The organism is Pontibacter deserti (assembly GCF_023630255.1).
GTDB lineage: Bacteria > Bacteroidota > Bacteroidia > Cytophagales > Hymenobacteraceae > Pontibacter > Pontibacter deserti.
In genome coordinates this window covers 1248974-1275814 of sequence record NZ_JALPRS010000001.1, presented here as the reverse complement: position 1 = coordinate 1275814, position 26841 = coordinate 1248974, and the positions used below count along the sequence as shown (strand labels likewise).

General features: G+C 34.1%; 24 protein-coding genes. All 24 read left to right on the top strand.

Annotated elements, in window-relative coordinates; translation table 11 throughout:
- Nucleotides 1–71: 71 nt before the first annotated feature.
- The 24 genes from MJ612_RS05515 (at nucleotide 72) to MJ612_RS05395 (ending at nucleotide 26831) form a co-directional block, all read left to right on the top strand.
- Nucleotides 72–746 carry a DUF481 domain-containing protein gene (locus tag MJ612_RS05515; RefSeq protein ID WP_187030234.1) on the top strand — a complete coding sequence of 225 codons (675 nt, stop codon included), beginning with the start codon at nucleotides 72–74 and terminating at the stop codon, nucleotides 744–746.
- Nucleotides 747–874: 128 nt separating this feature from the next.
- Entirely contained in the window at nucleotides 875–1654 is a 780-nt protein-coding gene (locus tag MJ612_RS05510) for a polysaccharide biosynthesis/export family protein (RefSeq protein ID WP_187030232.1), read from the top strand.
- Between the two features lie 31 nt (nucleotides 1655–1685).
- Nucleotides 1686–4064 (top strand): GumC family protein, encoded by a 2379-nt coding sequence (locus MJ612_RS05505; protein WP_187030230.1) that lies wholly within the window; start codon nucleotides 1686–1688, stop codon nucleotides 4062–4064.
- Nucleotides 4065–4171: 107 nt separating this feature from the next.
- Complete coding sequence (gene fcl / locus MJ612_RS05500) at nucleotides 4172–5116, top strand: GDP-L-fucose synthase (RefSeq protein WP_187030228.1); 945 nt, start codon at nucleotides 4172–4174, stop codon at nucleotides 5114–5116.
- A 93-nt stretch (nucleotides 5117–5209) separates the two neighbouring features.
- On the top strand, nucleotides 5210–6322 hold the full coding sequence (gmd, locus tag MJ612_RS05495) for a GDP-mannose 4,6-dehydratase (RefSeq protein WP_187030226.1): 1113 nt from the start codon (nucleotides 5210–5212) through the stop codon (nucleotides 6320–6322).
- A gap of 114 nt (nucleotides 6323–6436) precedes the next feature.
- Nucleotides 6437–7288: an ABC transporter permease gene (locus tag MJ612_RS05490; RefSeq protein ID WP_222619605.1), complete on the top strand. Its 852-nt coding sequence runs from the start codon at nucleotides 6437–6439 to the stop codon at nucleotides 7286–7288.
- A gap of 3 nt (nucleotides 7289–7291) precedes the next feature.
- Nucleotides 7292–8551, top strand: a complete 1260-nt coding sequence (locus MJ612_RS05485; RefSeq protein ID WP_187030222.1) for an ABC transporter ATP-binding protein — start codon at nucleotides 7292–7294, stop codon at nucleotides 8549–8551.
- A complete protein-coding gene (locus tag MJ612_RS18395; RefSeq protein WP_222619604.1) occupies nucleotides 8536–9117 on the top strand; it encodes an acyltransferase in 582 nt (193 codons plus the stop codon). The genes MJ612_RS05485 and MJ612_RS18395 overlap by 16 nt, the downstream gene beginning before the upstream one ends.
- A gap of 114 nt (nucleotides 9118–9231) precedes the next feature.
- The gene (locus tag MJ612_RS05470) at nucleotides 9232–10053 is read left to right on the top strand and encodes an FkbM family methyltransferase (protein WP_187030220.1); all 822 of its coding nucleotides are present in this window, start codon (nucleotides 9232–9234) and stop codon (nucleotides 10051–10053) included.
- 13 nt (nucleotides 10054–10066) lie between these two features.
- The gene (locus tag MJ612_RS05465) at nucleotides 10067–11077 is read left to right on the top strand and encodes a glycosyltransferase (protein ID WP_187030218.1); all 1011 of its coding nucleotides are present in this window, start codon (nucleotides 10067–10069) and stop codon (nucleotides 11075–11077) included.
- A gap of 1 nt (nucleotide 11078) precedes the next feature.
- Nucleotides 11079–12062, top strand: a complete 984-nt coding sequence (locus tag MJ612_RS05460; protein WP_222619603.1) for a hypothetical protein — start codon at nucleotides 11079–11081, stop codon at nucleotides 12060–12062.
- 3 nt (nucleotides 12063–12065) lie between these two features.
- Nucleotides 12066–13007 carry a nucleotide-diphospho-sugar transferase gene (locus MJ612_RS05455; protein WP_187030216.1) on the top strand — a complete coding sequence of 314 codons (942 nt, stop codon included), beginning with the start codon at nucleotides 12066–12068 and terminating at the stop codon, nucleotides 13005–13007.
- Between the two features lie 222 nt (nucleotides 13008–13229).
- On the top strand, nucleotides 13230–13874 hold the full coding sequence (locus tag MJ612_RS05450) for an acyltransferase (RefSeq protein ID WP_222619602.1): 645 nt from the start codon (nucleotides 13230–13232) through the stop codon (nucleotides 13872–13874).
- Nucleotides 13875–14155: 281 nt separating this feature from the next.
- Nucleotides 14156–15331 carry a glycosyltransferase family 61 protein gene (locus tag MJ612_RS05445; protein WP_187030189.1) on the top strand — a complete coding sequence of 392 codons (1176 nt, stop codon included), beginning with the start codon at nucleotides 14156–14158 and terminating at the stop codon, nucleotides 15329–15331.
- A gap of 652 nt (nucleotides 15332–15983) precedes the next feature.
- Nucleotides 15984–16829: a class I SAM-dependent methyltransferase gene (locus tag MJ612_RS05440; protein ID WP_187030187.1), complete on the top strand. Its 846-nt coding sequence runs from the start codon at nucleotides 15984–15986 to the stop codon at nucleotides 16827–16829.
- Between the two features lie 15 nt (nucleotides 16830–16844).
- Nucleotides 16845–17804 (top strand): glycosyltransferase family 8 protein, encoded by a 960-nt coding sequence (locus MJ612_RS05435; RefSeq protein WP_187030185.1) that lies wholly within the window; start codon nucleotides 16845–16847, stop codon nucleotides 17802–17804.
- A 59-nt stretch (nucleotides 17805–17863) separates the two neighbouring features.
- Nucleotides 17864–18772 (top strand): glycosyltransferase family 2 protein, encoded by a 909-nt coding sequence (locus tag MJ612_RS05430; protein ID WP_187030183.1) that lies wholly within the window; start codon nucleotides 17864–17866, stop codon nucleotides 18770–18772.
- On the top strand, nucleotides 18765–19898 hold the full coding sequence (locus MJ612_RS05425; protein ID WP_187030181.1) for a glycosyltransferase family 4 protein: 1134 nt from the start codon (nucleotides 18765–18767) through the stop codon (nucleotides 19896–19898). The genes MJ612_RS05430 and MJ612_RS05425 overlap by 8 nt, the downstream gene beginning before the upstream one ends.
- A gap of 46 nt (nucleotides 19899–19944) precedes the next feature.
- On the top strand, nucleotides 19945–20886 hold the full coding sequence (locus MJ612_RS05420) for a glycosyltransferase family 2 protein (RefSeq protein WP_187030179.1): 942 nt from the start codon (nucleotides 19945–19947) through the stop codon (nucleotides 20884–20886).
- Nucleotides 20870–21826, top strand: coding sequence for a glycosyltransferase (locus MJ612_RS05415; protein WP_187030177.1), 957 nt, complete (start codon nucleotides 20870–20872; stop codon nucleotides 21824–21826). Before MJ612_RS05420 ends, MJ612_RS05415 begins: the two co-directional genes overlap by 17 nt.
- A gap of 23 nt (nucleotides 21827–21849) precedes the next feature.
- A complete protein-coding gene (locus MJ612_RS18390; RefSeq protein ID WP_187030175.1) occupies nucleotides 21850–23175 on the top strand; it encodes a glycosyltransferase in 1326 nt (441 codons plus the stop codon).
- A complete protein-coding gene (locus tag MJ612_RS05405) occupies nucleotides 23175–24395 on the top strand; it encodes a glycosyltransferase (protein ID WP_187030173.1) in 1221 nt (406 codons plus the stop codon). Before MJ612_RS18390 ends, MJ612_RS05405 begins: the two co-directional genes overlap by 1 nt.
- Nucleotides 24392–25681, top strand: coding sequence for a glycosyltransferase family protein (locus MJ612_RS05400; RefSeq protein ID WP_187030171.1), 1290 nt, complete (start codon nucleotides 24392–24394; stop codon nucleotides 25679–25681). The genes MJ612_RS05405 and MJ612_RS05400 overlap by 4 nt, the downstream gene beginning before the upstream one ends.
- Nucleotides 25674–26831, top strand: coding sequence for a glycosyltransferase family 4 protein (locus tag MJ612_RS05395; RefSeq protein WP_187030169.1), 1158 nt, complete (start codon nucleotides 25674–25676; stop codon nucleotides 26829–26831). Before MJ612_RS05400 ends, MJ612_RS05395 begins: the two co-directional genes overlap by 8 nt.
- Nucleotides 26832–26841: the final 10 nt, after the last annotated feature.

The window sequence follows — 26841 nt, the reverse complement described above, 5'->3', positions numbered from 1 at the left end:
ATATTGAACGTGCACGGGTAGAGCAGGACTCCAGTAATTATATAACGGGCAAAGCAGGACTAAACTTTTCAATGTTTAATCGCAATGCCGGAAAAGATAATCCGAATAATTTTCTGCAGTTCACTTTTAACAGCGACGCGGCGTATATTTCGGCTAAACATAGCTATTTGGTTCTTGGTTATTACAACTACCTGCTTATAAACTACGACAATAAAGAGCAACGCAATACTATAGCGAGTAACGGGTATGCGCATTTCAGAGTAAATCTTCATCGCCGCCGCCGCCTGTCTTATGAAATTTTTACTCAACTTCAGGCTGACAAAGCACGCGGAATGGAATTGCGTAACCTGGCAGGGTTGGGTGGAAGGTTTGCTATACTTAGAAAGGAAAAAACGAATTTATACATTGGGTCAGGTATAATGCATGAATATGAGAAGTGGCTATCACCTGAAATAGAAGCTGGAATCCTTGAATCAAATCTGGTAAAGCTCACAAATTATATCAGCAATAAAGTAGTTCTGAATGACCATGTAGCAACCGAAGCTATAGTTTATTATCAAACAGGCTACGATGATAAGATTGATTCTTTTCGTAACAGGGTAAGTGGGGATGCTAATCTTCTTGTGAAGCTGAATAATACATTAAGCTTTAAAACTGCTTTTAACTGCACCTTTGAGGATAAGCCAATTGTGCCAGTCACTAAATTCGTTTATGCTATTTCAAACGGAGTTCAATTAAACTTTTAGTTTAGTTAATTAGTAAAGTACTGAGAGATAAATCAGAGTTTTTTTGTAATTTCACAAGCTAGAATAAGTATAAACCATCTTGTATGGTGTTTTAAGATCTAAAACCTATAGTGTAGAAGCACTTTAAAATGCGAAACACCCTTTCTATATGCTGGATACTTTTATGTATCCTTATATTTGCCTCCTGTATACCTCAAAAGAGACTAGTTCTACTCCAGGATAAACCTGACTCCAGAAATCAGGCAAAAGCAGATGAGCTGTTAAAAACTTTTGACTTGCAGCGCCCTATCTATACTTTAAAACCAGGAGATGTTATCTCGCTTAAAGTTCAAACTACTACTCCTGCCGAATATAATTTTTTGGGTGCAGCTTCTACAGCAACAACTACTTCTGATCCTGTATTAGAAGGATATACTTTAGATGCAGAAGGCAATATATTAATTCCAACAGTCGGGAAAGTCAATTTACAAGGGTTAACTATGGCTGAAGCCAGGGTAAAACTTACTGAAGCACTAAAGCCTTTCTTAACTGATCCTACTGTAAACCTACGCTTCTTAACTTTTCGATTTTCAGTTTTAGGGGAAGTAGGTAGCCAGGGCCAGTTTACAACATATCAAGATAATATAAACTTGATGGAGGCTATTGCTACTGCAGGTGGATTTAGCCCTTATGCCGACAGAGGTAGGATAAAGTTAGTTAGATATGAAGCTGGTACAGCAAAGCTATATACTTTCAGCTTATTAGATGATAATACTATAGCTCAAAAGAATTTTTACTTACAACCCAACGACATGATAGTAGTGGATCCACTACCAGCTAAAAATGTCAGAGAAAATCTGATTGCCAATGTGAGTCTGACACTATCATTAATTACAACAATTAGTTTATTGCTATCCAGATTACTGTAGCAACTCCTAATTATTTTTCAGGAAATTGACTTTGGAAAATACATTGAATAAGCAAAATAACGGGTTTGATTTTCAGAATCTGCTCTTAAAAGTACTAAGATACTGGTATTGGGTAGTAGCTTCGGTGCTTATAGCACTCATAGCTGCTTTCCTGATTAATAGATATACAATTCCATTATATGAAGTAAAATCTTCTGTAATGATCGTAAAGCCGGTGGAGCAGGGGGCATCTGCAGCAGCATTGCTTTATGGGGATGAGGTCTTTGAAGGTTCCCGTGACCTAACAAATGAATCTGTACTTTTAAAAACTAAAAGTCTTGTCAAGCAAACTTTAAATAAGTTAGAATTTGAGGTTAGTTATTATCAGCAGGGAAATGTAAAATTAACTGAGGTGTATAAAGCACTATCACCTTTTGTTGTACATTTTGATTCTTCTTCGTTAAACATACCATATGGTATACTTTTTAAGGTTACACCCATTAGTTCTACAGAGTACACATTAAGTACTGAGAACTCCCACTGGAATAATCTTGTCATTGGTAAAAGGTATAAGTCAGGAAGAAACTACAGTATTGACAAGTTTACCTTTTCAATATCCCTTAAAAACTCGGGAGTTACAGATGTTCCCAATGAACTATTGTTTAGCATTAATAAAACAGAAGACCTGGCCGGAGCATATGCTTCAAGGCTCGATATCTCACAAATGCCCGGTGGCGCTTCTGCATTAGTTCTAAAAATTAGTGGTACCACACCCGAGAAAGAAAAAGAGTTTCTTAATGCGCACATGGAGACATACAGGTTAAATAACCTGTACATTAAAAACTCAAATGCTATAAATACCCTTGATTTTATTGATGAGCAGCTCCAGCAAATTAGTGATTCACTTTACTTTATTGAAAGTAGATTAGAATCTTTTAAGAAAGATAATTCACGATTAGATGTAAGCAGCGAGGGAAATAAATTTGCACAACAGATTCAGACATTAGAAGAAGAGAAAGCGTTACTTCTAGTAAATGATAAATACTATAATTACCTGCGCAACTACTTACAACAAGGCAAAACTTTAGATCAATTAGTCATTCCATCTAATTTAGGTATAAATGATCCCATTCTAAATGGGTTGATAAGTAACATCGTACAATTGCAAGGTGAGATAGAAGTAATAAATAAAAATGACATTGGTTCTAATCCCATTGTAGCAAACGAGTTAAAAGTTAAAAGACAGCAGGTTGCCGAGTTAACACGAAGTATACTTGAAAATCTTAAAAGTATAGAGGCTGCCAATAATATTGCCCTTCGGGATTTAAATAGACGCATAGGTGAAGCATCAAGCCAATTGCAGCGCTTACCAACTGCTGAACGAAAGCTGATTAATATTCAGCGCCTCTATAGCCTCAGTGAGAATCTTTATGTGTTCCTGATGGAAAAGCGTGCAGAAGCAGGTATAGCTAAAGCTGCCAATACATCTGATGTTACTATACTTAGTGAAGCAGCTGTTTCTGCTCAAACCGCCCCCAATACATCCAAGAACTACATCACTGCATTATTGTTAGGTTTAGCAATACCTGTAGGCTTCATTTTTGGGAAAGATTTTTTTAATAATAAAGTTAACAGTCTTGAAGACATCAACCGTAACACAACATTGCCTGTTCTTGGTATGGTTGGGCATAACAAAAAAGGAAGCGCTAGCCTGATAGATCAAAGTCCTAAATCTGCTTTAGCGGAGGCCTTCAGAACTGTTCGCTCCAACTTACGATTCATGTCTAATGCAGAGAATGGATCAGGGAAGATTTTTGTTGTTACATCTTCAATTAGTGGAGAAGGGAAAACTTTTTCTGCTAAAAATCTAGCTTATATTATTTCAATTTCAGGCGAAAGAACTCTTCTGGTCAACGCAGACATGCGAAAACCGAATAATAATACTGATTATGGTGTTAGCAGCACTATAGGCTTAAGTAATTATTTAGCAGGTTATGCCAAACTAGAAGATGTAATTCATCAGTCAATTCAGGAACATTTACACATACTACCTTCTGGTGACATCCCACCTAATCCTTCTGAATTACTTCTGAATAAGCGAATGGAAGACTTAATAAATAAGCTTAGAAACTCTTATGATTACATTATCTTGGATACCCCGCCAGTTGGTATTCTTTCCGATGGTTTAGAGCTTATGCAGATTGCAGATGCTAATATCTATATGGTGCGACAAGATTATACGATGAAGTCGTTCCTTGCAAATATTCAGCAACAGTATGAATCTGGCAAAATTAGAAATACTGCAATTTTATTTAATGATGTAGATTACCGTAAGCTTAATTATGGTTATGGGTATGGATATGGTTATGGGTACGGTTACTATGCAGATGACTTAGAGCACCAACCGTGGTGGAAAAAGTTTAAATTTTAAGCCTTCGTAATGCACCAAAAGTATAGTACCAACGTAAGGTACTGCTAAACCTTACTTTTATAAATATTAGTCTTTATAACTTACATTATTTTTCTACACCCTTCACTATGGAAATTAATTCAAAAATATATGTTGCAGGACATAGAGGAATGGTCGGTTCCGCAATATGCCGTAAACTTCAGGCAAATGGTTTTAATCATATTATAACACGCACTTCCTCAGAGCTTGATCTTCGTAATCAACAACAAGTACAAGAGTTCTTTGCAACTGAACAACCAGATTATGTATTTCTGGCTGCCGCTAAAGTAGGTGGTATTCATGCTAATAATACTTTTAGAGCTGAGTTCCTGTACGATAACTTAATGATAGAAGCTAACATAATTGATGCTGCTTTTAAGAGCAGTGTTAAAAAAATGATGTTCCTTGGCTCATCCTGTATCTATCCGAAGATGGCTCCTCAGCCACTAAAAGAAGAGTATCTATTAACTGGAGCATTAGAACAGACAAACGAACCATATGCTATTGCGAAAATTGCAGGTATTAAATTATGTGAAGCCTACAGAGACCAATATGGCTGCAATTTTATTAGTGTTATGCCAACTAACTTGTATGGCTATAACGATAATTATGATCTAAACAATTCGCATGTCTTACCTGCCCTTATTCGTAAGTTTCATGAAGCTAAGGAAAATGGAGCCTCTGAAGTTGTAGTTTGGGGAACTGGTAGCCCAATGCGTGAATTTTTGTTTGCAGATGACCTGGCTGAGGCTTGTCTTTACCTTATGGAGCATTACAATGAGCGTGAACTTGTTAATATTGGCACCGGCGAAGACATCTCGATTAAAGATCTCGCACTCCTGGTAAAAGACGTTATTGGTTTTGAGGGGGAATTGGTTTTCGATACTACAAAGCCAGATGGTACTCCACGTAAACTAATGGATGTAAGCAAGTTGCATAACACAGGGTTTATGCATAAAATTAATTTGCGTGAAGGGATCGCACTGGCATATGCTGACTTTAAACAAAAACTTACTATGCCTGCACTTTCTTAATGGTAGAAAGTATAAAATTTCTGAAACTATTCTCTGAAGTATAAGTATAGAGCATCTGAAATATACTTATCTCTATTTTACAAATCGAATATAATGAAGACAGCCCTTATAACCGGTGTTACTGGCCAGGACGGTGCATATCTAGCCGAACTATTATTAAGTAAAGGATATAAAGTACATGGTGTAAAACGTAGAAGTTCTATGTTTAATACCGATCGTATCGATCACCTGTACCAGGATCCGCACGAGAAGAACATCAACTTCAAGTTACATTACGGTGATCTTACAGATTCTACTAACCTGATCAGGATTATTCAGGAAACACAACCTGATGAGATCTATAACCTTGCAGCGATGAGCCACGTGAAGGTTAGCTTTGATACGCCTGAATATACTGCAAACGCCGATGGTTTAGGTACATTACGTATTCTTGAAGCAATCCGTATTCTAGGATTAACTGAAAAAACCAGAGTTTATCAGGCATCAACTTCGGAACTATATGGTTTAGTTCAGGCAGTACCACAAACTGAAACTACACCTTTTTATCCACGCTCTCCTTATGCAGTAGCTAAGCTTTATGCTTACTGGATTACAGTGAACTACCGTGAGGCTTACAACATGTTTGCCTGCAACGGTATTCTGTTCAACCACGAGTCTCCGCTGCGTGGTGAGACCTTTGTAACCCGCAAGATAACAAGAGCTGCATCACGTATCGCTTTAGGTTTGCAGGACAAACTATACTTAGGTAATATGGATGCCAAGCGTGACTGGGGACATGCTAAGGATTATGTTGAAGCTATGTGGCTGATTCTACAGCAGGACACGCCTGAAGACTTCGTTATTGCAACAGGTGTAACAACAACTGTTCGTGATTTTGTGAAGATGTCTTTTGCTGAAGTAGGCATTGATATTGCCTTTAAAGGTGAAGGTGTAGACGAAAAAGGATATGTTGCTGCCTGCAATAATCCAGAATATCAGATTGAGTTAGGCAAGGAAGTGGTATGTGTAGATCCAAATTACTTCCGTCCTACAGAAGTAGAACTGCTAATCGGTGATGCTACCAAATCTAAAACCAAGCTAGGATGGGAGCCTAAATATGACCTTCCTGCATTAGTTAAAGATATGATGCAGGCAGATATAGAGCTATTTAAGCGTGATACTTATTTGATGGAGGGTGGGCACCGCGTGCTGAACTATCACGAATAGGGCTATGTAAATTAAAAAAATAGCTTCACTTATTAATATACCTCAAAAGGATTCACTATTTTTATAGTTCCTTTTGAGGTATTTTTTATGGAACACCTTACTAACAAAACTTTCATGAAAGAAGAGGAGGAAGACTGGACACTGGTTATTAAGCCAAGTTCCGGTCTTTTTGATTTACAGCTAAAGGAAGTCTGGCGCTACCGCGATCTGTTGCAGATGTTTGTTCGTCGCGATTTTGTAGCTGTTTATAAGCAAACTATTCTTGGTCCCATATGGTTTTTTCTGCAGCCAATTTTTACAACTATAACTTTTACTATTGTTTTCGGCAACATAGCAGGTATCTCAACCGAAGGTATACCTGGACCTTTATTCTACCTAGCTGGTATAGTTGGTTGGAATTATTTTTCCGAATGCCTTACCTCAACTTCAAGTACTTTTATCCAAAATGCCAATATCTTTGGTAAGGTATATTTCCCGAGGTTAATTATGCCACTATCTATAGTAGTATCCAACCTTCTCAAATTTGGAGTTCAGTTTGTCCTGTTCCTGGTATTGCTGGGGTATTTTATAGTTATAGGTGCGCAGGTGCAGCCCAACTGGGCATTAGTGCTGGTTCCGTTCCTGATTGTACTAATGGCTGCATTAGGCTTAGGGTTCGGAATGCTGATATCAGCTATGACCACCAAATACAGGGACCTTAAATTTCTAATAACATTCGGTATGCAGTTGGCCATGTATGCCTCACCGGTTATTTACCCTCTTTCCACTTTGCCTGAAAAATATAAACCTTATATACTCGCTAATCCAATGACAAGTATTATTGAAACTTTCCGGTATGCGTTTTTAGGAGAAGGTTCGTTTAGCTGGATGTACTTAGGTTATTCTACATTATTCGCAGTTACCATTATTTCATTGGGCATTTTGGTTTTCAATAAAGTAGAGAAATCATTTATGGATACGGTATAGGCTATGAGTGATATAGTTATAAAGGTAGAGAACCTGTCGAAACAGTATAGGCTGGGCGAGCTGGGAACTGGTACGCTTTCGCATGACCTGAACCGTTGGTGGCATAAAATACGGGGTAAAGAAGATCCATATCTTAAAATAGGCGAAACTAATGACCGAAGTATCAAAGGCAATAGCGAATACGTTTGGGCCCTACATGATATTAATTTTGAAGTGAAGCAAGGTGAAGTGCTTGGTATTATTGGTAAAAATGGTGCTGGTAAATCTACTTTACTTAAACTTCTTTCAAGAGTAACATCTCCAACCACTGGAAGTATTAAAGCTAAAGGGCGTATTGCTTCGTTACTTGAGGTAGGCACTGGCTTCCATGAAGAACTTACCGGTCGTGAGAATATTTTTCTGAATGGTGCTATTTTGGGTATGACTAAAGCCGAGATTAGAAGTAAACTGGACGAGATCGTTGCTTTTTCTGGTACAGAGCGTTACATTGACACTCCTGTAAAACGCTATTCATCGGGCATGCGAGTGCGTCTGGCTTTTGCAGTTGCTGCGCATCTTGATCCTGAGATTTTAATAGTAGATGAGGTATTGGCAGTAGGAGATGCTGAGTTTCAGAAAAAGGCTATCGGAAAGATGCAGGAAGTAAGTCAGGGGCAAGGGAGAACAGTGTTGTTTGTTAGTCATAATCTTAACTCAGTTATTACATTATGCAATAATGGCTTAGTTCTTAAAAATGGACAATTTGATTTTGTAGGTAATGTAAATAATGCGGTTGACCATTATTTAGTGCAGAATAAGGAACAAACTAAGATTTATACCTCTGATAAGAACCTTGAATCACAAATTAATAAAATTGAATTTGCTCATTCCGATTCATCTGATACTTCTAATATTTATTCTTTTAATGAAGATGTTTTAATAAAAATTGAAGTTCTCAGTAGAGTACTATTTATTGATGGGACCCATATAGGATTAGCTATCCTGGATAAGTGGCAAAAGAAAGTTTTTTCAAGTACATATGAATTGAAACAATCTTTTTTCAAGAATAGCATATCTTCGATAGCTGTGACTATACCAAAACGCACCTTATTAGCAGGGAATTATAAAATAGATGTTGCTTTATTTATACCTAATGGACATAATTTTGATTATGTTAATGAAGGGTGTAGCTTTGATATTATTGATTTCGAGTCCGATCTTTCTAAATACAGCAGTAATGATCTAGGTAGTGTTTATGTAGAATGTGATTGGAAAGTAATATAATGTTAGGTTTTAGCAGGTCATTATTTTCAAAAGTATTTCGAAGGATTTTTAGAAGTTCTTTTATACCGCCTATAGAAACAAAGGTTGAACTGGGAAACAATAACTCATTCATTAATAAGAATTGTATTGATACTTCTAAAGGAGGTTCAGTTAAGATTGGGAGCAACTGTGAGTTTTTAAATGGTGTATTATTAATGCCTTATGGGGGTAGTATCACTGTAGGAAACTCATGTAGCATTAACCCTTATACTGTTATCTATGGGCATGATAGAGGGGTAATAATAGGGGATAATGTTTTGATTGCAGCACATTGCGTTGTTATACCCTCTAACCATAAGTTTGAAAGAATCGATATTCCTATTAATCAGCAAGGAGAGCAGTCAAAAGGTATCATCATTAAAGATGATGTATGGATCGGGTCTGGATGTAGAATATTAGACGGTGTTACAATAGGTAGGGGTGCAATAGTAGGTGCTGGAAGTGTAGTAACAGCATCTGTACCTGACTTTGCTATATATGCCGGTGTTCCAGCTAAACTTATTAGAATGAGAAATAAGCAGCTGTAACCTTTTTTCTACTCCATTATTTTTTACGGTATGCTATCTAATTATCAACGTTATTTTAATAAATATGAGTTTATGCTGCTCAGGTTTGGGTATAGGTGCAGATTTATATCTAAATTGAAGAAGTGGCAGGATTTAAGTAATAGGCTTGAAGATTATAAGCTGTTGCACCAGTGCAATATAACTGCCAGGCATATTAGTGATGAAAAAGTTATTCTCGAGAATATTTCCCTTGGAAACTTTCAGGTTGTAGTAACCTGCCGAACAGGGGATAGTGACATTCGGGTTTTAAAGCAACAATTAATTGATTTCGAGTACAGGCCTGTTGTAGAATTGCTAACCAAGCATATTGGTAGTAGTAACGTAAAAAAAATAATTGATTGTGGGAGTAATATTGGACTATCAGCAATAATATGGGGACTATACTTCCCAAATGCTAATATAACTTGTATTGAGCCTGAACCGCATAGTTATGCTCTTCTTAAACATAATTTAGCCAGTAACTTCGGAGACGCTAGCAGATTTAAATTACTAAGAAGTGGGCTTTGGCATACGAATGAAGTTTTGCATATCGTCAATAGTTTCCGTGATTCTAATTCTTGGGCAGTAACTCTACAAAAGCAAGATAATCAGTTATCTCGAACAACTGGTGATGGTGTTTCAACCATTACTTTAACTGATTTGACATTAAATTCTCAGTTTTCTGAAGTGGACCTTCTCAAAATAGATATTGAAGGAGGAGAAGCTTTTTTACTTGAAGATGAGGTTTCTTTAGAGCTTATTAAGCAGAAGGTGAAAATAGTTGCCATTGAACTACATCCTGATGCAGGCGTAGATGTTAGCCTTTTCGAACATAAATTTCTCGATATGAATTTTTTAACAGCTACAAGTGGTGAATATCATATCTTTTTAAACAAGAACCTTATAACTATATTTTAATTTTTAACTTAATATGGTATCAGGTTTTTCAATCATTGTTTGCTCATATAACCCAGATTTAGTCGTCTTCAAGAGACTTCTTAATTCTTTATCTTCTTTACTTGTTCCCGAAAATATACCTGTAGAATTTATCATAGTTGATAATAATTCAACTTCTGAAATTAGTGGGCTCCCTGAAGTTAAAGCTTGGGTACAACGAATGGAGAATAAACAGCTAAGCTTTATAAAAGAGCAAAGCCCAGGTTTAACTCAAGCAAGAGTTGCAGGTATTTGTTCGGCTAAATATGACTGGATTGTTTTTTTTGATGATGATAACGAACCTATATTTAATTACTTAACAAATGCATTAGATATTATAAATCTTTATCCTAAAGTTGGCCTTTGGGGACCTGGAGTAGTTGAAGTAGAGTATGTTGGTATGAAAGAAACAAAATTTTTGTCTTCTATTCGACATATTCATCAAGAGAAGTTTATTGAAGGTACCCATTACGATAACAATAACAAAGAGGGAAGTTTATATTTTCCTTATGGTACCGGAATGGTTGTTAGAAAGAACATTCTAATAGAATACATTGCTGCTGTAAAAGCACGGAAATATTCAATGATAGATAGAAATGGAACTATACTTAGCAGTGCTGGCGATACACAAATTCTATACACAGGTTTAAAGTTAGGGTATTATGCAGGTTCAAGTAGTCTTTTAAGTTTGAAACACCTTATAACACGTAAAAAGGTAACTGTTAATTATATTTTAAGACTAATATATGCACTTAATTCTTCTCAAATTAAAGCTTATAATGAAGTTTTCAATCACAACGCAATTCCAGTTAGAAAGATATCTAATATCGATGTAATACTTCTTGTTTATTACTTTTTTAGGAAAAATTTTCTAACAAACATGTTTTCTCAAAATTTATTAGATTTTTCTGCAAAATTGGGTCAATTGAATGCATCATTAGTTGCAGGAAATTTCAAAAAACCATTCTTTTTGAAGGTACTAGAAAGGATACTCTGCTTATATTAATATGGATTTTCAAATGGGTGTAAATAGACTGGGAAAACTACTTTATAGAATTCTAGGCCTTAATAAAGAATCTATTCTATATTCAAATTCAGGTAGTACTCATTACAGCTTATTAAGAAGTAATGAGATTATAAAGGATGCGATATTGGCTTATAAGCCCTTTGCTATAAGCCGACTCGGTATGGTAGAGTCTACGTGTCTTTTAAACTATATAGAGATCAATAAAATAAATTCTGATACTTATTTGAAAAAATCGCATCATAAATTTCAGAATTACAAAACAGAGTGGAATGAAAACGTTAAACAAAATCTGTGTATTAATGCTGGCTTTTTTCCCAATTCTGATTTAATGATTAGTAGGTTTTCAGATTTTTTCATAAACCAACTTTCACAAATTGATGCATTTGGAATTTGGAAGTTCATACCCGGCGAAGACTATTTAATAAATAATTATGGTACTAACCCGTTTAGATTAGATCCAATTGCCCTAGAACCTTATTTATTTAAAGACCCTTGGTCTTGTGCTCTGTTAGGTAAAAAAGTGTTAGTTGTACATCCCTTTGTTGACACCATTATTAATCAATATCATAACAAAAGGGAAAAAATTTTTTCCAACTCTTTAGTATTACCTGAATTTGAGATCAAAGGAGTTAAGGCTGTTCAATCTATCGCGGGAAACAGAACTGATTTCAAAAGCTGGTTTGAGGCTCTTGATTTTATGCTAAATCAAATAAGTCAGCATGATTTTGATGTAGCTATTATTGGTGCTGGAGCTTATGGTTTACCAATTTCTTCTTATGTAAAATCCCTAGGGAAAGTAGCTGTTCATATAGGTGGTGCCACTCAAATTTTATTCGGAATTAAAGGAAAGAGGTGGGATAACCATCCTGAAATATCAAAGATGTATAACTCTTACTGGGTAAGACCTAATTCAAATGAAGTTGTTAATGGTTCAGAAAAGGTAGAGGGAGGTTGCTATTGGTAAGATATGGTTAATTCCCCAATTTTATTCCTAGCTTTTAATCGACCTGAAGAAACCGCTGTAGTTTTTGAGGCAATAAGAATAGCTTCTCCGCAGAAACTTTATATTGCTTTAGATGGACCTCGTGAATCCAACTGTAATGATATAACGAATTATGCATTAGTAAAAAATATTGTATCCGAAGTTAGCTGGAACTGTGAAGTTAAATATTTGATACGTGAGAAGAATCTTGGCTGCTTTAGAGCTGTAAGTAGTGCCATAAAATGGTTTTTTGATCAGGAAGAACAGGGTATCATTTTGGAAGATGATTGTTTGCCTTCTCAGGATTTTTTCATTTTTTGTGATGAAATGCTACGGAAGTACAAGAATGATTATAATGTTATATCAATAAATGGTAGCAACTTTGGATTTGATGACGACAGAAAACACAGCTACTTTTTTACCAATTATATGAACATGTGGGGCTGGGCAACTTGGCGTAGAAGTGTAGATTTGGTTGATTATGAGCTAAAACATTGGAAGCAAATGAAGCATAAAAATCTTTACTTGTTCCTTAAGTTGTTTAAACAATTTAAATCTTTTGATTGGGACTGGGTACAGTATCTTAGGTTCCAATTTGACAGAATTATAAACAATGACATTGATACTTGGGATTATCAATGGCTCTTTGCGCAGATAGATAATGAAAAACTGTCTGTAGTGCCTTCAAGAAACCTTGTAACTAATATTGGTTTCGGAGTAAATGCTAACCATACAGTCGATGTAAATAGTCCTGCAAATAATTTACCTGCTAAGAAGCTAAACTTCCCACTAAAACATCCAAAAAAATATTATAAGATTAAGCTTTTTGAGAGAGACTATGTTAAAGGTGTGTGGGCTAACCGAAAAAGAAAGTCGACGTTCCTGCAATTTAAAACTATGCTGAAGTATTACCTTAATAAGATATAAAGGTAAATTATATATTAACTTATATAACAACCTAATATGCAAAAACAAATAAAATGGTCTGGACTAGGAGTTAATATTAAATAAATACTTCCTGAAAGTTTACTATTTTAATGAACTATAGTCTGAAAGATCTTTTATTAAATAGTTAAGAAAACTAAAAGATATGTTCCTTTCAAAATTTAACAACCTATCAACTCATAGTTGCTAAAGCAAATGATTCGAATGCTTAAGTACATAAACCTAAATACTTTAAGGTTTAATTTTCATTATTTTCCATTTAAAATTGCTATTAAACTTCCTGTTCTAGTTTCATCGAATGTATACCTACATACATTAAAAGGGCAAGTTCAATTACTTAGTGATGTTTCTTTTGGAATGATAAAGATTGGCTTTGGCAATGTAGGTATATTTGATAAAAAAAAATCTCGTACAATTTGGGAGGTTAATGGACTTATAAAATTTAAAAAATCAATTTTTATTGGTCACGGAGCTAGAATCTCAGTTGGTAAAAATGGAGTTATTATATTCGGTAATAGATTTAACTTAACTGCTGAAAGTAGTATTGTCGCGTTTTTAGAAGTATCCTTCGGAGATGATTGCTTGATATCTTGGGATTGCCTTATAATGGACACTGATTTTCATAGTATCACAAAAGAAAATCAAAAGATTAATGAAGATAAACCTATAGTTATCTTAGATAAAGTATGGATTTCAGCTAGATGTACAATATTGAAAGGATCTATAATTCCTTATGGAAGTGTAATAGCAGCTGGTAGTATTGTACACCAAAAGTTATCAATAAATAGATGTATCTATGCTGGAAATCCATTGCGAGTTGTAAAAGAGTTAGTTGATTGGAGTATTTAATAAATAGATTGCTTTTGATATGCACGAATATTTAGATAAGCTATATGCTTATAGAAATTTTCTTATAAATAGCACTCTATTAACTTTAGCAAATCTTGTAGATGCTAGAGCTTTTGAATAATTAATTTAAAATAGTTTGTTTCAGGAAAGAAGATGCAAAACAAATTTATGCGGCTTCAATATGTCTTTACTTGATTATATTTAAAGATTATTATCTATCCTAGTCAAAAGCTTTGCGTCTCTAAACTGCTAATATATAAAAGATTATGTATATTTATAGCTTGCTGAAACACCACTTTAAGCGACTTATCAAGACTATTTTAGCACCTATCAAATTTGACTTCATTATAAATGCAAGAGGAGTTGTTAGTATCAAAGAAGAGCTTTCTAAGCTTAATTCCCTTACTAATTATCTAATTCTATATAATTCAGAGTCAATAAAGAGAAAGCCAGCTAAGTCATTATTCTGTTCTCATTGGAAATTTGAAAAAGGAGCTCCAGGGTTAGTTTATGATTCGGAAGAAGTTTTTATTGCTAATCTACAAGATGTGAAAATTGTTGGACGTAATGGAGCCGTCTTAACAAATAAGAATGAGATTATTAAGGATGTGACTGTTGAAATAGGAAGAAATATTTATGATCATAGTTTATTACATCAAGTAGTATTCAAAAAGCCAATATATATTAAATATGTTTCTACTGTGGTTGCTGCAGCTGATGCGAGTAATAATTATTTTCATTGGATGTTTGATGTTATTCCAAGAATAGGATGGGTTTTGCATTCTAAATCTAAACTACAAGATATTAAGGTATGGTTTATCAATAGCAGGAAGCAGCCATTTCAAAACGAAACTCTCAATCATATAGGCATTGAAAAAACTTCTACAATTGAATTGGATGTTCACGACTACTATGTTTGCGATAATTTGGTGATTCCTTCACTCAGTGGGTTGTCTGGCAATGCATCTATAAGAGTTGTTAACATGATAAGATATCTTTTTAAAGAATGGATGATTGAAAGCGAAAACAATAGCCAAGAACCAATATTCATTTCACGTAATAATGCATCAAAAAGGAAAATATCAAATTTTAAAGAATTACGCCCAGTTCTTCAAGATCTAGGAGTAAAAGTAATTGAATTGGAATCAATGTCTGTGTCTGAACAAGTTAAATTGTTTTACAATACAAATTTAATAATTGGTGTTCATGGTGCTGGTTTATCAAATCTTGTTTTCTGTAAACCGGGTTCAACTGTTGTTGAAATATTTAGCCCAAATTATGTTAACCAGTGCTACTGGACAATTGCCTCTCATGTTGACCTGAACTATCATTATTTAGTTGGTGAGGGTAGTATTGTAAAAGATACTTTAAATCATCTTCTTGATGAAGATATAGTTTTGGATATTCATAAATTTCAAGCATTAGTTGAACAAATCTTAAATAGAGAAAATGCCTGATATGATAATAGTTGATAGTAAAATTTCTATAGTAACCCTAATTTCATTTAAGTTTATTACTTTGATCAATCAGTTATTTTTGATTTGATAGTGGTAGTACAGATAATAATTGTTTTGAATATTAGGAAGTATTATAAATAAATTAGGAACTGGATTTGTAAAAATATAGAATTAATAAGACTTCATAATAAAAGTTAAAAGTAATAAACTAGAGAAATTTTTAACTGGTTATACTTATATAAATACTTAAAGACTTTTATGTTGTAAACTATTGTTGAGAATTTTTTATTATAGCGTTAGTGTAATTTCTGACAATGTAAAAAGTTCTAAGGCAACCATACTATCGGGAAACACTTCATGTTAATTTTCAGCTAAAGGTTTATTGTTATGGGAGCCAAAGTGATGGTTGGTGCAGAAAATGTTAAAAGAGAATTTATTGATAAGTGATAAGTAATTGATTCTATATTCCATTATGTATTTATTCGGGTCATTATCTTTCTATATTTAATTAAATCCCAGATCAATAGGGTCAAAATTTAATCTATAAGATATTAAATGAATATATTTAATAAAATTAATATTACTACTTAAATTATTGATTTTCTTTTCACTAGAGAAGGTAAAATTAATATCACACTTTTTAACTAATTCGATGAAGCAGGTTATTAAATCTAGTTTAAAAAGAATTGTAAGGACTTCTTTCGGTTGGAAAATTCTTTATCCATTTGCTGTGCTTGGAAGATTTGCTTACGCTATGAGAAATACTACTGAAGCTAGAGAAAACTTAGATGAGAATAATAAGTTTGATCGGCTTTTTCATTCTAAAAAAGTTCTTAATGGTCATTTTAAGAATATGGTCTACCCTTCAATGCGATCAGTTGGTAGTTCCTTATATCCTAAATTGTTAGGTAGTTATGAGAAAGAGTTAGAGGAAGCTTTGGGTAACCTTCTAAATAATTCTTATTCGTCAATCATTGATATTGGTTGTGCTGAAGGTTATTATGCTGTAGGGTTAGGGCTCAAATTCAAAGAGTCGAATATAATAGCATATGATATAGATGATAAGGCAAGGAAATTGTGCCTTGAGATGGCAAAAATGAATGGGTTAAGTGATAGATTTGAGATAAGAGGAGAATGCACACCTTTTGAATTGTCCAAACTTGTATCTGGGAAAAGATGTTTAATAATTTGTGACTGCGAAGGCTATGAAAAGTATTTATTCAACGAATTGAATCTAAATTCATTATCAAAAAGTGACTTGATTATTGAAACACATGATTTTATCGATATTTCTATTTCAAATCTCTTATTTACTTTGATTTCTGAAACTCATAATATTGAATTAATAAAGAGTATAGATGATATACAAAAAGTTAAAACTTATTCTTACAAAGAATTGAACAGTTTTAGTCTATATGATAAATTTTTGATTCTAAAAGAAGAGAGGCCTGCTATAATGGAATGGCTTATATGTACTCCTAAGAATATAATAATCTAATTTTATTGTACTTGAATGATAAATGGAAGATGTAAAACCATAAACCTTGCAATTTCTTGCGATGATCGGTATTTTAAGCCATTTTGTGTCTTAATAACTTCTATTCTTTTAAACAATAAACAAAGTTATTTTCATTTTCATGTAATTATAACTGGTATAGAAGAGCAAATAAAAGAAAAAATCAAGAATTTTGTCCTAACTAACAATTCTAAAATAACATTCTATACAATTGACTTATTTCAACCTGAAACACTAAATCTGCCTGATCATCCTTGGTTTACGTCAGCTATCTACTATAGAATCTTCTTTCCGCTTATAGTTCCCGCTAACGTTGATACTTTAATTTATCTTGATACTGATATAGTAGTAGTAAACAAATTAGATGAAATGTTAGAAGTTCCTATAACTGATGTTCCATTGGCAGCAGTCGTAGATTCAAACGTTTCAATAAGAGAAGACTTAAGAATTTTTGAGCCTGGAAATTACTTTAATTCTGGAGTTTTACTCATTAATTTAAATGTTTGGAATAAATTACAAATTAGTCAGAAAGCAATTGACTTTATTAAGTTAAATCCCGATAAGATCCCTTATGGTGATCAGTGTGCTTTAAATGCAGTATTGGTTAATAATTGGAAAAAAATAGATAATAAATTTAATGTAATGTTTCAAGATGTCCCAAGGTTTGTTAGTAAAAGTGAAGTGGTTAAATCAATTACAGATAAAGTTATAATTCACTTTACTACTAAACATAAACCTTGGACAGTTTCCTGTGTCAATCCATACAGGTTCTTATATTCATATTATTTCTACAGATGCCCACTTTTGTTCAAGGCTTCTCTTTACTCTGATCTAAATTATTCCTTTTACTCTTTAAGTTCCTACTTAAAACTTAGACTAATTGAGCTATATTATGAATTTCCAGTTATTAAGAAATTTTGGAAGATGATAAAACATAAATCAAGTAGAATTGTGTAAAAGTTTTATACCTCTTTTTTAATTGAATTGCTACTTTTTAATCTTTATCTGTTTCACTGATGTCTGAAAAAAATAAGTTAATTTCAATAGTAACTCCTAGTTTCAACCAAGGAAATTATATTGAACAAACAATTGATTCAGTTCTTAGTCAAAACTACGCAAATTTTGAGTACATAATAATAGATGGGGGAAGTAATGACAATACAGTCGAAATTATAAAGAAATATCGCAACTACTTAACGTATTGGGTAAGCGAAAAGGATGAAGGGCAAGCTAATGCTATTAACAAAGGATTAAAACTATGCAGAGGTGACATTTTTAATTGGATTAACTCTGATGATTATTTAGAGACTGGTGCTCTTAAAGCTGTTGCTAAAGGTTTTGATGAAGGTGCTGATATTGTAGCTGGAAAGGTACGCATTTTTAGAGATAGTGAAATTTTAGAAGACGTTAAGCATTCTAAACTTTCAGCGAAAGGCTTATTACTTTGGGAGCCAGGGGTTCAGTTTGTACAGCCAGGTGTTTGGTTAAAAAGACAATTAATCGAAAAGTGTGGTGGAATTGATGATTCTTTCCATTATGCATTTGATTGGGATCTATACATACGTTATTTGAGCAAATTTTCGAACATCAAGGTACTCGATGATTTGCTAGTGCATTTTAGGTACCATGAGAATTCTAAAACGGTTTCTACGTTTCAAAATTTTAAGCAGGAAGAACAAGAAATTATCAAGAAGTTATCATTAATTAAAGAATTAAGTCCCATAAATAAATTCGCTGGCTTTAAGTTGAAACTAAATGAGTGGATGCCTTATTATAAAAGTATAGTAAATGACGACACAAAATCAAGATTGTTAAAGGCAAGTGAAATATTAAGGTCGATCGATATGGAAAATCTTGTGCTTTGGAGGGTAGCTGCTGGCGCTCTAAAAATGGCTTTACAAAAGAAGAAATATTCGGATGAGTAAAATCCGGATTCTATGGCTTGCTCATGAAGCGTCGATAAGCGGTGCTAATATATGCCTGCTGGAGCATTTCCAAATACTTGTTCAGAATGGTGGTTTTGAAATTTATCTTATTGTTCCCAAAGTTGGGTCACTTAATAAAAGAGCAGGGTTATTAGGAATACCAAGTTTTGTTGTTCCTTATTATTCCTGGACTGTTCCTCTAAAAATTAATCAGAAAACTAGCTTCAAGTCTCAAGTAAAGAGAAAGATTAGAAATATTATTGCTTTTGGGCAGCTAGGAAAATTAATAGCTGAAATTAAACCTGATTTTGTAACAACAAATACAATAACTATAAATATTGGAGCATTAGTAGCCAAAAGTGCTAAAATAAAGCATGTTTGGTTTGTACATGAGTTTGGTGAGGAAGATCATGGGTTCTCACTACCTGGAGGTATGGCTAAAGCTAAAATGTGGATAGGAGATATGTCTGATAAGGTTGCTGTCAATTCGCTTTCAATGGCTAAGTTTTATAAAAACTCTATTCCTGAAGAAAAATTGAAGCTAGTTTATAACCCTGTTCTAACAATGGGGGGATTAAGGCCTAGAAGGGAAGCTGATAAACTGCATCTCGTTATGCTGGGACAAATATCACCTGCTAAAAATCAACTAGATGCTATCAAAGCTGTTATTCTTAGCAGGGAATTAGGGCTAAATTGTTCACTTACAATTGCAGGTCCTATAGTAAGTTCTGCATATAAAGAAATTTTAGATAATTATATTGCACTCTACAATGCGACCGATCATATAAAGTTTATGGGGCCAATACAGGATGTTTGCTCATTTTTTTTAAATGCTGATGCTTTGCTGATGTGTTCAAGAATGGAAGCATTTGGTAGAGTAACAGTTGAAGCTTTTAAAATGGGAGTACCTGTGATTGCTTCAGATTCTGGGGCTTCAACAGAGCTGGTAGAAGAGGGGGTAAATGGGTTTCTGTATTTGTCTGGCAATATAAATTCATTAACTCAGACTATCATTCGGTTTAAAGGTGAAGCTGACAATTTCAACTCTTTAAACATTGCTGAAAAAGCACACAGTACTTTTAATGCTTCCGTAGTTGAGAAGCAACTCCTCGAAGTGTTCAAATAAAATGTATAGTATAAATAAAAGTGAAAATCCACTTGTAACCGTAGGCATGGTTACTTATAACTCGGCTCGATTTGTTAGAATTGCTATTGAAAGTGTACTTGCACAAAGTTACTCTAATCTTGAGCTGATTATTTCTGATGATGCATCTTCAGATGAAACATGGGATATAATAAATAGCTATCAGGATTTAAGAATTAAAGCTTACCGTAATGAGATAAACATTAATGAATACCCTAACAGGAGTAAAATCTTATCTTTAGCAAGAGGGGAATACTTTATTTTTATTGATGGTGATGATGTACTTTACCCACATGGATTAGAATTTATGGTAAAGATGCTAATGGCTTTTCCTGAATGCGCCATGGCACTTTCATTGCCTCCTAGAAACTATTTTATTTATCCATGTAAATTGTCTCCCAGGCAGGTTGCTCTGTTTGATTACTTTGGTAGAAGTGTCACATTGCATGGCTTTCCTTATACATTATTTAAGACAAGCATATTAAGAGAGGTTGGAATTACAGATAAGTATATAGCAGGTGATACATTTATAAAGAAAAGTATCGCAATGTTGCATGATGTGCTATTAATTCCTGAAGGTTCTGCATGGTGGAGAGTATCTCCTGGACAAGCGAGCTCTAGGTTGAAGCTGAATTTAGCTGGGCATATTGAGGCTCTAGAATACAATAGCATTATTTTATTTAATGATACTTGTCCACTTACAAAAACTGAAAAAGAAAAAGCTTATAGAGATATCAAGAGAAATTTTCTTGTAGCTTTCGTTAAAGAATATGTCATCAAGTTTAAAATAAAAAAAGCCTTTCAAATTTTTAGAAAGTCAAGATTAAAGTTATCCGATCTATTATATCTTTTTTATAAAAAGTCTCCTCACTTTGAAAGATCATTGAAAGGTAATTATATAACAAACATAGACAGAGATCCTTTTTCAGTCAAACATATAACAAGTATAGAGCATGCTTCCATTAGTTAGTATAGGAATACCCAACTATAACGGTAGTAATTATATTGTTCAGACACTTGAAAGTGTTAAAGCTCAGACTTATAAAAACATCGAAGTTTTTGTAGTGGATGATGCTTCTACTGATGACTCTGTTAAAGTTGTGAATGAGTGGATTCGCAACAATACAGAACTAAATGTTACTTTTTTAATTCATGATAATAATAAAGGACCCTGCGAAGCTTGTAATACCTTCTTTAATCTGTGTAATGGTGAGTTCTTTCAATATGTAGGAAGTGATGACATCTTGAATCCTGATAAAATATCAAAACAGGTTGATATTTTGACAAATTTAGGTAGAGAGTATGCTTTAGTGTACTCTGACACAAATTTAATTGATGCGGATGGGGTTTTATTAAATACTTCATACCTAGAGTCTTTGAAATACAATAAGTGGTTAATGCCTCAAGGTTCTATTTTAGAAGAATTGTTATTATTTAATTTTATTCAATCATGTTCACCATTAGTAAGAACTGAAGCTGCAAAAACTGTAGGTGGCTTTAACACTTATTTTTGGGTAGAGGATTATGATTTATGGCTAAGATTATCAAATAAATATAAAGTTGCCTACATACCTAAAACTACTGCTTCTTATAGAAAGCATTTGAATTCACTAACTTCTAGAAAAAGCACTTGGGCAAAGACAATTGACGAAGCATTGCATATGCGACTACAATACTTTGATAAAGTAAGTCCTGAGTTTCAACAAAAGTTAATTAAAGTATTGAGACATGACGCAGCTGCTTTGTATGCTTTAGATTATACAACAGCAGGCTATTGGCTTAAAAGGAGCTTTAGGATCAGCCCTACTATAAAAGGCGCAGCACTGCTAGGGCTTTTTAAATTAGGGTTTAGTTTTAGCCAAGTTTCTAATTTCAAGAATAAAATAAAAACCTTCTATAAATTGTTTTAGTTTATTTATTTACCACTAATCGTGTGAAAGTTGTTTTAGTACTTAACCATTATTTACCTTTCCAAGTAGCAGGTACTGAAGTATACACTTCTTTGCTTGCCTCTTTTCTTAAAAGTACCGGGCATCAGGTTGATGTCATTATTCCTAATTACAACTCAGCAGTTAATAATACCTATTCTTATAATGGTATCAATGTGCATCAATATGCTGAGCCCTCTGTAAGTAACAGGGCTCTCATAATGGGTAAAAAGCAGCCTAATGGTTTAGTATTTTTTGAAAAGTTACTTAAAGAATTAAAGCCAGATATTGTTCATTTTCAGGAATTAGCGGGTAGTAATGGTATAACATTACATCATGTAGAGTTAGCAAAAGCACATGGTTTCAAAACTTTAATGACATTTCATTTGGCAGGGTATAGCTGCATGACAGGTAACCTGATGCTTAATGGTAAAACTCCCTGTAAAGGAATAATAGAACCTTTAGTTTGTGCTTCTTGTGTGTATACTTCTAAAAACTTACCATTAATACAAAAAAAAGCTTTGACTTTTGTATCTGGAATCTTTTATAATTTGGGACTTGACGCTTCAGAATTAAATAATGCTATAGGTACAGCTATTGGTTATCCGTTTATTATTAAAAGAAAACATCAGAACTTAATGAGATTAACGAATGCCTGTGATAAAGTTGTAACTATTACTGATTGGTATAAACATATATTACTTCGAAATGGGGTTAATCCGGATAAAATTTCTTTAGTAACCCAAAGTCTACCTTCTTTTTCAACAAATTTTAAAAAGGTAAAAAATGAAATACCTCCTAAAATCAAATTAGTTTTTGTTGGTAGAATAAGCCATTTTAAAGGTTTGCACCTTCTAATTGAAGCACTAAAAAAGCTTAACTCCAGCTCCGTTTCACTAGATATCTATGGTCAAAGTTCAGGTGATGAATATGAAAGCTACTGGAGAGAAGAAAGTAAAAGCTGTAATAATATTAAGTGGTGTGGTAGTATTAAACCAGGTACAACTGTAGAAGTTTTGAGTAAATATCATGTATTATGCCTGCCTTCTACCTTTTCTGAAATGTCACCTCTAGTTATTAAAGAAGCTTTTGCGGCAGGCATTCCCGTTCTTGCTTCAAATGTTTATGGGAATGCTGAACAAATACAGCATAATGTAAACGGTTTGTTATTTGATTTTAACAAGGTGGGTTCGTTAATACAACAGTTGATGAGACTATTAAACGAGTCTCAGTTGTTGTCTCAATTAAAAGATAACATTATTGAACCAGATACCTTCGAAAGAGTGGGTAATAAGTATTTAGAAATATACTCTGAGTTGATAAACCAATAATGCACCTTCTCTTACTTACAACAACAAATCTTTCTGCTAATCCAAGATTAGTGAAAGATATAAGATTGGCTTTATCAAATGGTTATAAAGTAACTGTAGTATTGTTTGATTTAAGGCAGTGGACTACTGAGTTAGAAAAATTGTATCAGCAAGAGTTTAATGAGGTTAAGCTTATTTACCTTCCTTTAACACGTAGGTCATTATTTAGCTGGTTACAGACAACAGTGTTACATCAGCTTGCTAAATTGCTAAACAGAGTTTTTCCATTCTCTTTAGAATTGTGTGCTTGGGCTTCAGATAAAAGAAGTATCCTATTAACAAAGAAACTAAAAGAATTGTCTAAATTCAGGTATGATTTTGTAGTAAGCCATAATTTAGGTACACTTTTTCCTGCTTTTATTTTATCAAAAAAATATAATTTACCCTTCATTTTTGACGTGGAAGACTACCACCCTGGCGAATTTATACATGTAGATGCTGCAAATGAGAAAAGGCGCCGTGAGTTACTGATGCAAAAAATTCTATGTAAGGCTTCCTTTGTTACCGCTGCCTCACCGCTTATTGCCCGGGAAGTAGAGAAGCTATGCCAAATACCTGTTTTTACAATCAATAATTCATTTTATAGCAATGAATTTGATCTGCCGCTAATTGAAAATAACCTAGATGAGAAGTTAAAATTAGTTTGGTTTTCTCAAAACATTAACCATGGGCGCGGACTTGAACTTTTACTGCCTGCACTAGATCCGTTTTGTGATGCTGTTACACTAACACTCATCGGTAACATAAATTCTCACTTTTCTAATCAATGGATACAGCATAGAAAGTATCTTAAAGTGATTGCTCCTTTAAAACAGGATATATTGCATAAAGAACTTTCGAAGTATGATGTAGGTTTAGCCTTGGAATTAATAAGTGCTGATTATAACCGGAACATTGCATTAACCAATAAGATTTTTGCATACAAGCAGGCAGGTCTTTTTGTGCTTGTCACTGATACAAAGGCCCAGGTAGAGTTTATGAATCATTTTATGGATGAAGGCTATATTTGTGAACAGACCATTGATTCGATCAAATCAGGTATTTCTTATATTCTTGAAAATCTAGAATCCATTAGGGCTGAGAAGGGTAATAGATTTTTTAAAGCCAAAGAGATTGCTTTTGAATCGGAAGCTCAAAAGTTACTAGCTTTGTGGAATAAGGCTACTTTTAAGCAAGCATGAAGAAAGTAATTATTGTTTCTCCGCATTTCCCTCCGTCTAATTTAGCTGCGGTACATCGTACCCGTTTGTTTGCAAAGCACCTGCCTTCATTTGGTTGGAAGCCTATAATACTTACTGTACACCATGACCACTATGAAGAAAAATTAGACTGGAACCTGCAGAAACTAGTAACTTCTGACTTGCAGGTTGAAACGGCTGACGCTCTCCCAACAGGTCCGGTGCGCATAATAGGGGATATAGGCTTGCGTGGCGGATATCAATTATACAGAAAGCTTCTACAGCTTATTGATATTGAAAAACCTGATTTTATTTATATTCCAATACCATCGTTTTACGCCTCTTTGTTGGGTAGAGCAGTGCATTCTAAAACAGGCATTCCTTATGGAATAGATTACATCGATCCTTGGGTACATGTTTTTGCGGGGAGCGATCGCATATTTTCTCGCCATTGGTTTAGTACACAGCTTTCAGGTATATTAGAGCCAATAGCAGTTAAAAAAGCGTCTCTGATAACTGGTGTTGCAGAAGGCTATTACAAACCAGTTCTGGAACGGAATCCTCATTTGTATGAACAAGCCGTGCAGGTAGCTATGCCTTATGGCGGAGAAGCGGATGACCATGCTGCACTTAAGGCTCTTAGTCTTAAACCATATCTTTTTTCCAAAAGACCAAATAAGCTGCAGCTGGTTTACGCCGGGGCAATGTTACCTAAAGCCTATAAACCACTGGAGGTAATCTTTGAATGGTTTCAAGCTAATAAATCAGCTTCTGATATAGAGTTACATTTTATTGGAACAGGTAGCCGTGCTAATGACGAAGCTAGTTTTACTATAAAAGCACTGGCAGAGAAATTTGGACTTTGGCAAACTGTAGTCTTTGAGTACCCGAAACGAATTCCTTACCTTGATGTGCTAACGCATTTGGATTCAGCTGATGGAGTATTTGTATTAGGGAGTACTGAGCCTCACTATACACCCTCAAAAGTTTACCAAGGTATTTTATCGCAGAAACCTATACTAGCAATACTACATGGCGCTAGTACGGCTGGGAAGGTTATAGAAGAATCAAAGGCAGGTATAGTTTTAAAGTTTAAAGGCGAAACGGATATTGTTACGATTCATAATACATTTGGGGAAAAGCTTAATACCTATCGTAGCTTTCACGCTTCTTTTAACCCTGCACAAGTAGATCAGACTGCATTCGAGCAGTATTCGGCATATAATGTTACAAGTATATTAGCTAAGCATTTAAATCTGGCGCTTGCAAAGAGAGGGGGTTATGAATAAACTGGCTATTATAACATCTCATCCAATCCAATACAATGCACCGCTCTTTAGGTTATTAGCACAGGATAACAGCTTTGCAGTTAGGGTATTTTATACCTTAGGGAGAGAATCTTCTGATTTTACTGATCCTGGTTTTAAAAAAACTATATCATGGGATATACCTCTGCTAGAAGGCTACGATTATATGTTTGTAAAGAACACGGCTGTAAATCCATCTACTACAAAATTTAATGGAATTGTAAACCCAACAATAACTAATGAAATTGAATCTTTTGGTGCTACCCACATATTAGTGTATGGATGGAGCTTTAACAGTCATTTAAAGATTATTTGGCATTTCTATAATAAAGCAAAGATTATTTTTAGAGGGGATTCAACATTATTGGATGAAAAACCTGGCTTCAAGACATTAATGCGAAGAGCTTTTCTTACGTTGGTATATAAGCATATAGATGTAGCCTTATACGTTGGAGAGAATAATAAACAGTATTTTCAAAAGCATGGAGTTCCAAACAGAAAACTTTTATATGCTCCACATGCAATTGATAATGATAGATTTAGTTCTTCTGAGCATGATATAAAAGCAGCAGAGCTAAGACGGGAATTAAAAATTGATGCTAATAGAAAAGTTTTTTTATTTACAGGCAAATTCGAGTGTAAAAAGAACCCAAAATTATTAATCAATGCATTTAAAAAACTAAATCATCCTGAAACTTTTCTACTAATGATTGGTAATGGAGCTTTGGAAGATGAACTTAAACAGTTGGCTCAGGAGTCATCGAATATCAAGTTTCTTCCGTTTCAGAATCAATCTATGATGCCAATTGTTTACAGGCTTGGAGATGTATTGGTGTTACCATCTCAAGGTCCAGGAGAAACTTGGGGCCTGTGTTTGAATGAAGCTATGGCAAGTGGACTTGCTGTTGTTGCCAGCAATAAAGTTGGTGGAGCTAAAGACCTTATTGATGAATGTAATAACGGTTATATATTTGAAACGGATAATCTCAACCAACTTATTGTTATCCTAGATGAGATTTCTAATAAGGCTAATGAGCAGATAAAACATATGGGGAAGGCATCTCAAATAAAAGTTGGTTGCTGGAATTATCACGAGATATGTTCCGCGCTTATAAATTATATAGGTAAATAATCGATTGCTT

Bases quoted from the DNA above. Each gene is read 5' to 3' on its own strand.
- MJ612_RS05425 (WP_187030181.1), top strand. From the start codon at position 18,765: ATGAGTAAAATCCGGATTCTATGGCTTGCTCATGAAGCGTCGATAAGC.
- MJ612_RS05460 (WP_222619603.1), top strand. From the start codon at position 11,079: ATGGATTTTCAAATGGGTGTAAATAGACTGGGAAAACTACTTTATAGA.
- MJ612_RS05420 (WP_187030179.1), top strand. From the start codon at position 19,945: ATGGTTACTTATAACTCGGCTCGATTTGTTAGAATTGCTATTGAAAGT.
- MJ612_RS05455 (WP_187030216.1), top strand. From the start codon at position 12,066: ATGGTTAATTCCCCAATTTTATTCCTAGCTTTTAATCGACCTGAAGAA.
- MJ612_RS05450 (WP_222619602.1), top strand. From the start codon at position 13,230: ATGCTTAAGTACATAAACCTAAATACTTTAAGGTTTAATTTTCATTAT.
- fcl (WP_187030228.1), top strand. From the start codon at position 4,172: ATGGAAATTAATTCAAAAATATATGTTGCAGGACATAGAGGAATGGTC.
- MJ612_RS05400 (WP_187030171.1), top strand. From the start codon at position 24,392: ATGAAGAAAGTAATTATTGTTTCTCCGCATTTCCCTCCGTCTAATTTA.
- MJ612_RS05435 (WP_187030185.1), top strand. From the start codon at position 16,845: ATGATAAATGGAAGATGTAAAACCATAAACCTTGCAATTTCTTGCGAT.
- MJ612_RS05515 (WP_187030234.1), top strand. From the start codon at position 72: ATGTTTAATCGCAATGCCGGAAAAGATAATCCGAATAATTTTCTGCAG.
- MJ612_RS05395 (WP_187030169.1), top strand. From the start codon at position 25,674: ATGAATAAACTGGCTATTATAACATCTCATCCAATCCAATACAATGCA.
- MJ612_RS05415 (WP_187030177.1), top strand. From the start codon at position 20,870: ATGCTTCCATTAGTTAGTATAGGAATACCCAACTATAACGGTAGTAAT.
- MJ612_RS05405 (WP_187030173.1), top strand. From the start codon at position 23,175: ATGCACCTTCTCTTACTTACAACAACAAATCTTTCTGCTAATCCAAGA.
- MJ612_RS05430 (WP_187030183.1), top strand. From the start codon at position 17,864: ATGTCTGAAAAAAATAAGTTAATTTCAATAGTAACTCCTAGTTTCAAC.
- MJ612_RS05510 (WP_187030232.1), top strand. From the start codon at position 875: ATGCGAAACACCCTTTCTATATGCTGGATACTTTTATGTATCCTTATA.
- MJ612_RS05490 (WP_222619605.1), top strand. From the start codon at position 6,437: ATGAAAGAAGAGGAGGAAGACTGGACACTGGTTATTAAGCCAAGTTCC.
- MJ612_RS05440 (WP_187030187.1), top strand. From the start codon at position 15,984: ATGAAGCAGGTTATTAAATCTAGTTTAAAAAGAATTGTAAGGACTTCT.
- gmd (WP_187030226.1), top strand. From the start codon at position 5,210: ATGAAGACAGCCCTTATAACCGGTGTTACTGGCCAGGACGGTGCATAT.
- MJ612_RS05485 (WP_187030222.1), top strand. From the start codon at position 7,292: ATGAGTGATATAGTTATAAAGGTAGAGAACCTGTCGAAACAGTATAGG.
- MJ612_RS05465 (WP_187030218.1), top strand. From the start codon at position 10,067: ATGGTATCAGGTTTTTCAATCATTGTTTGCTCATATAACCCAGATTTA.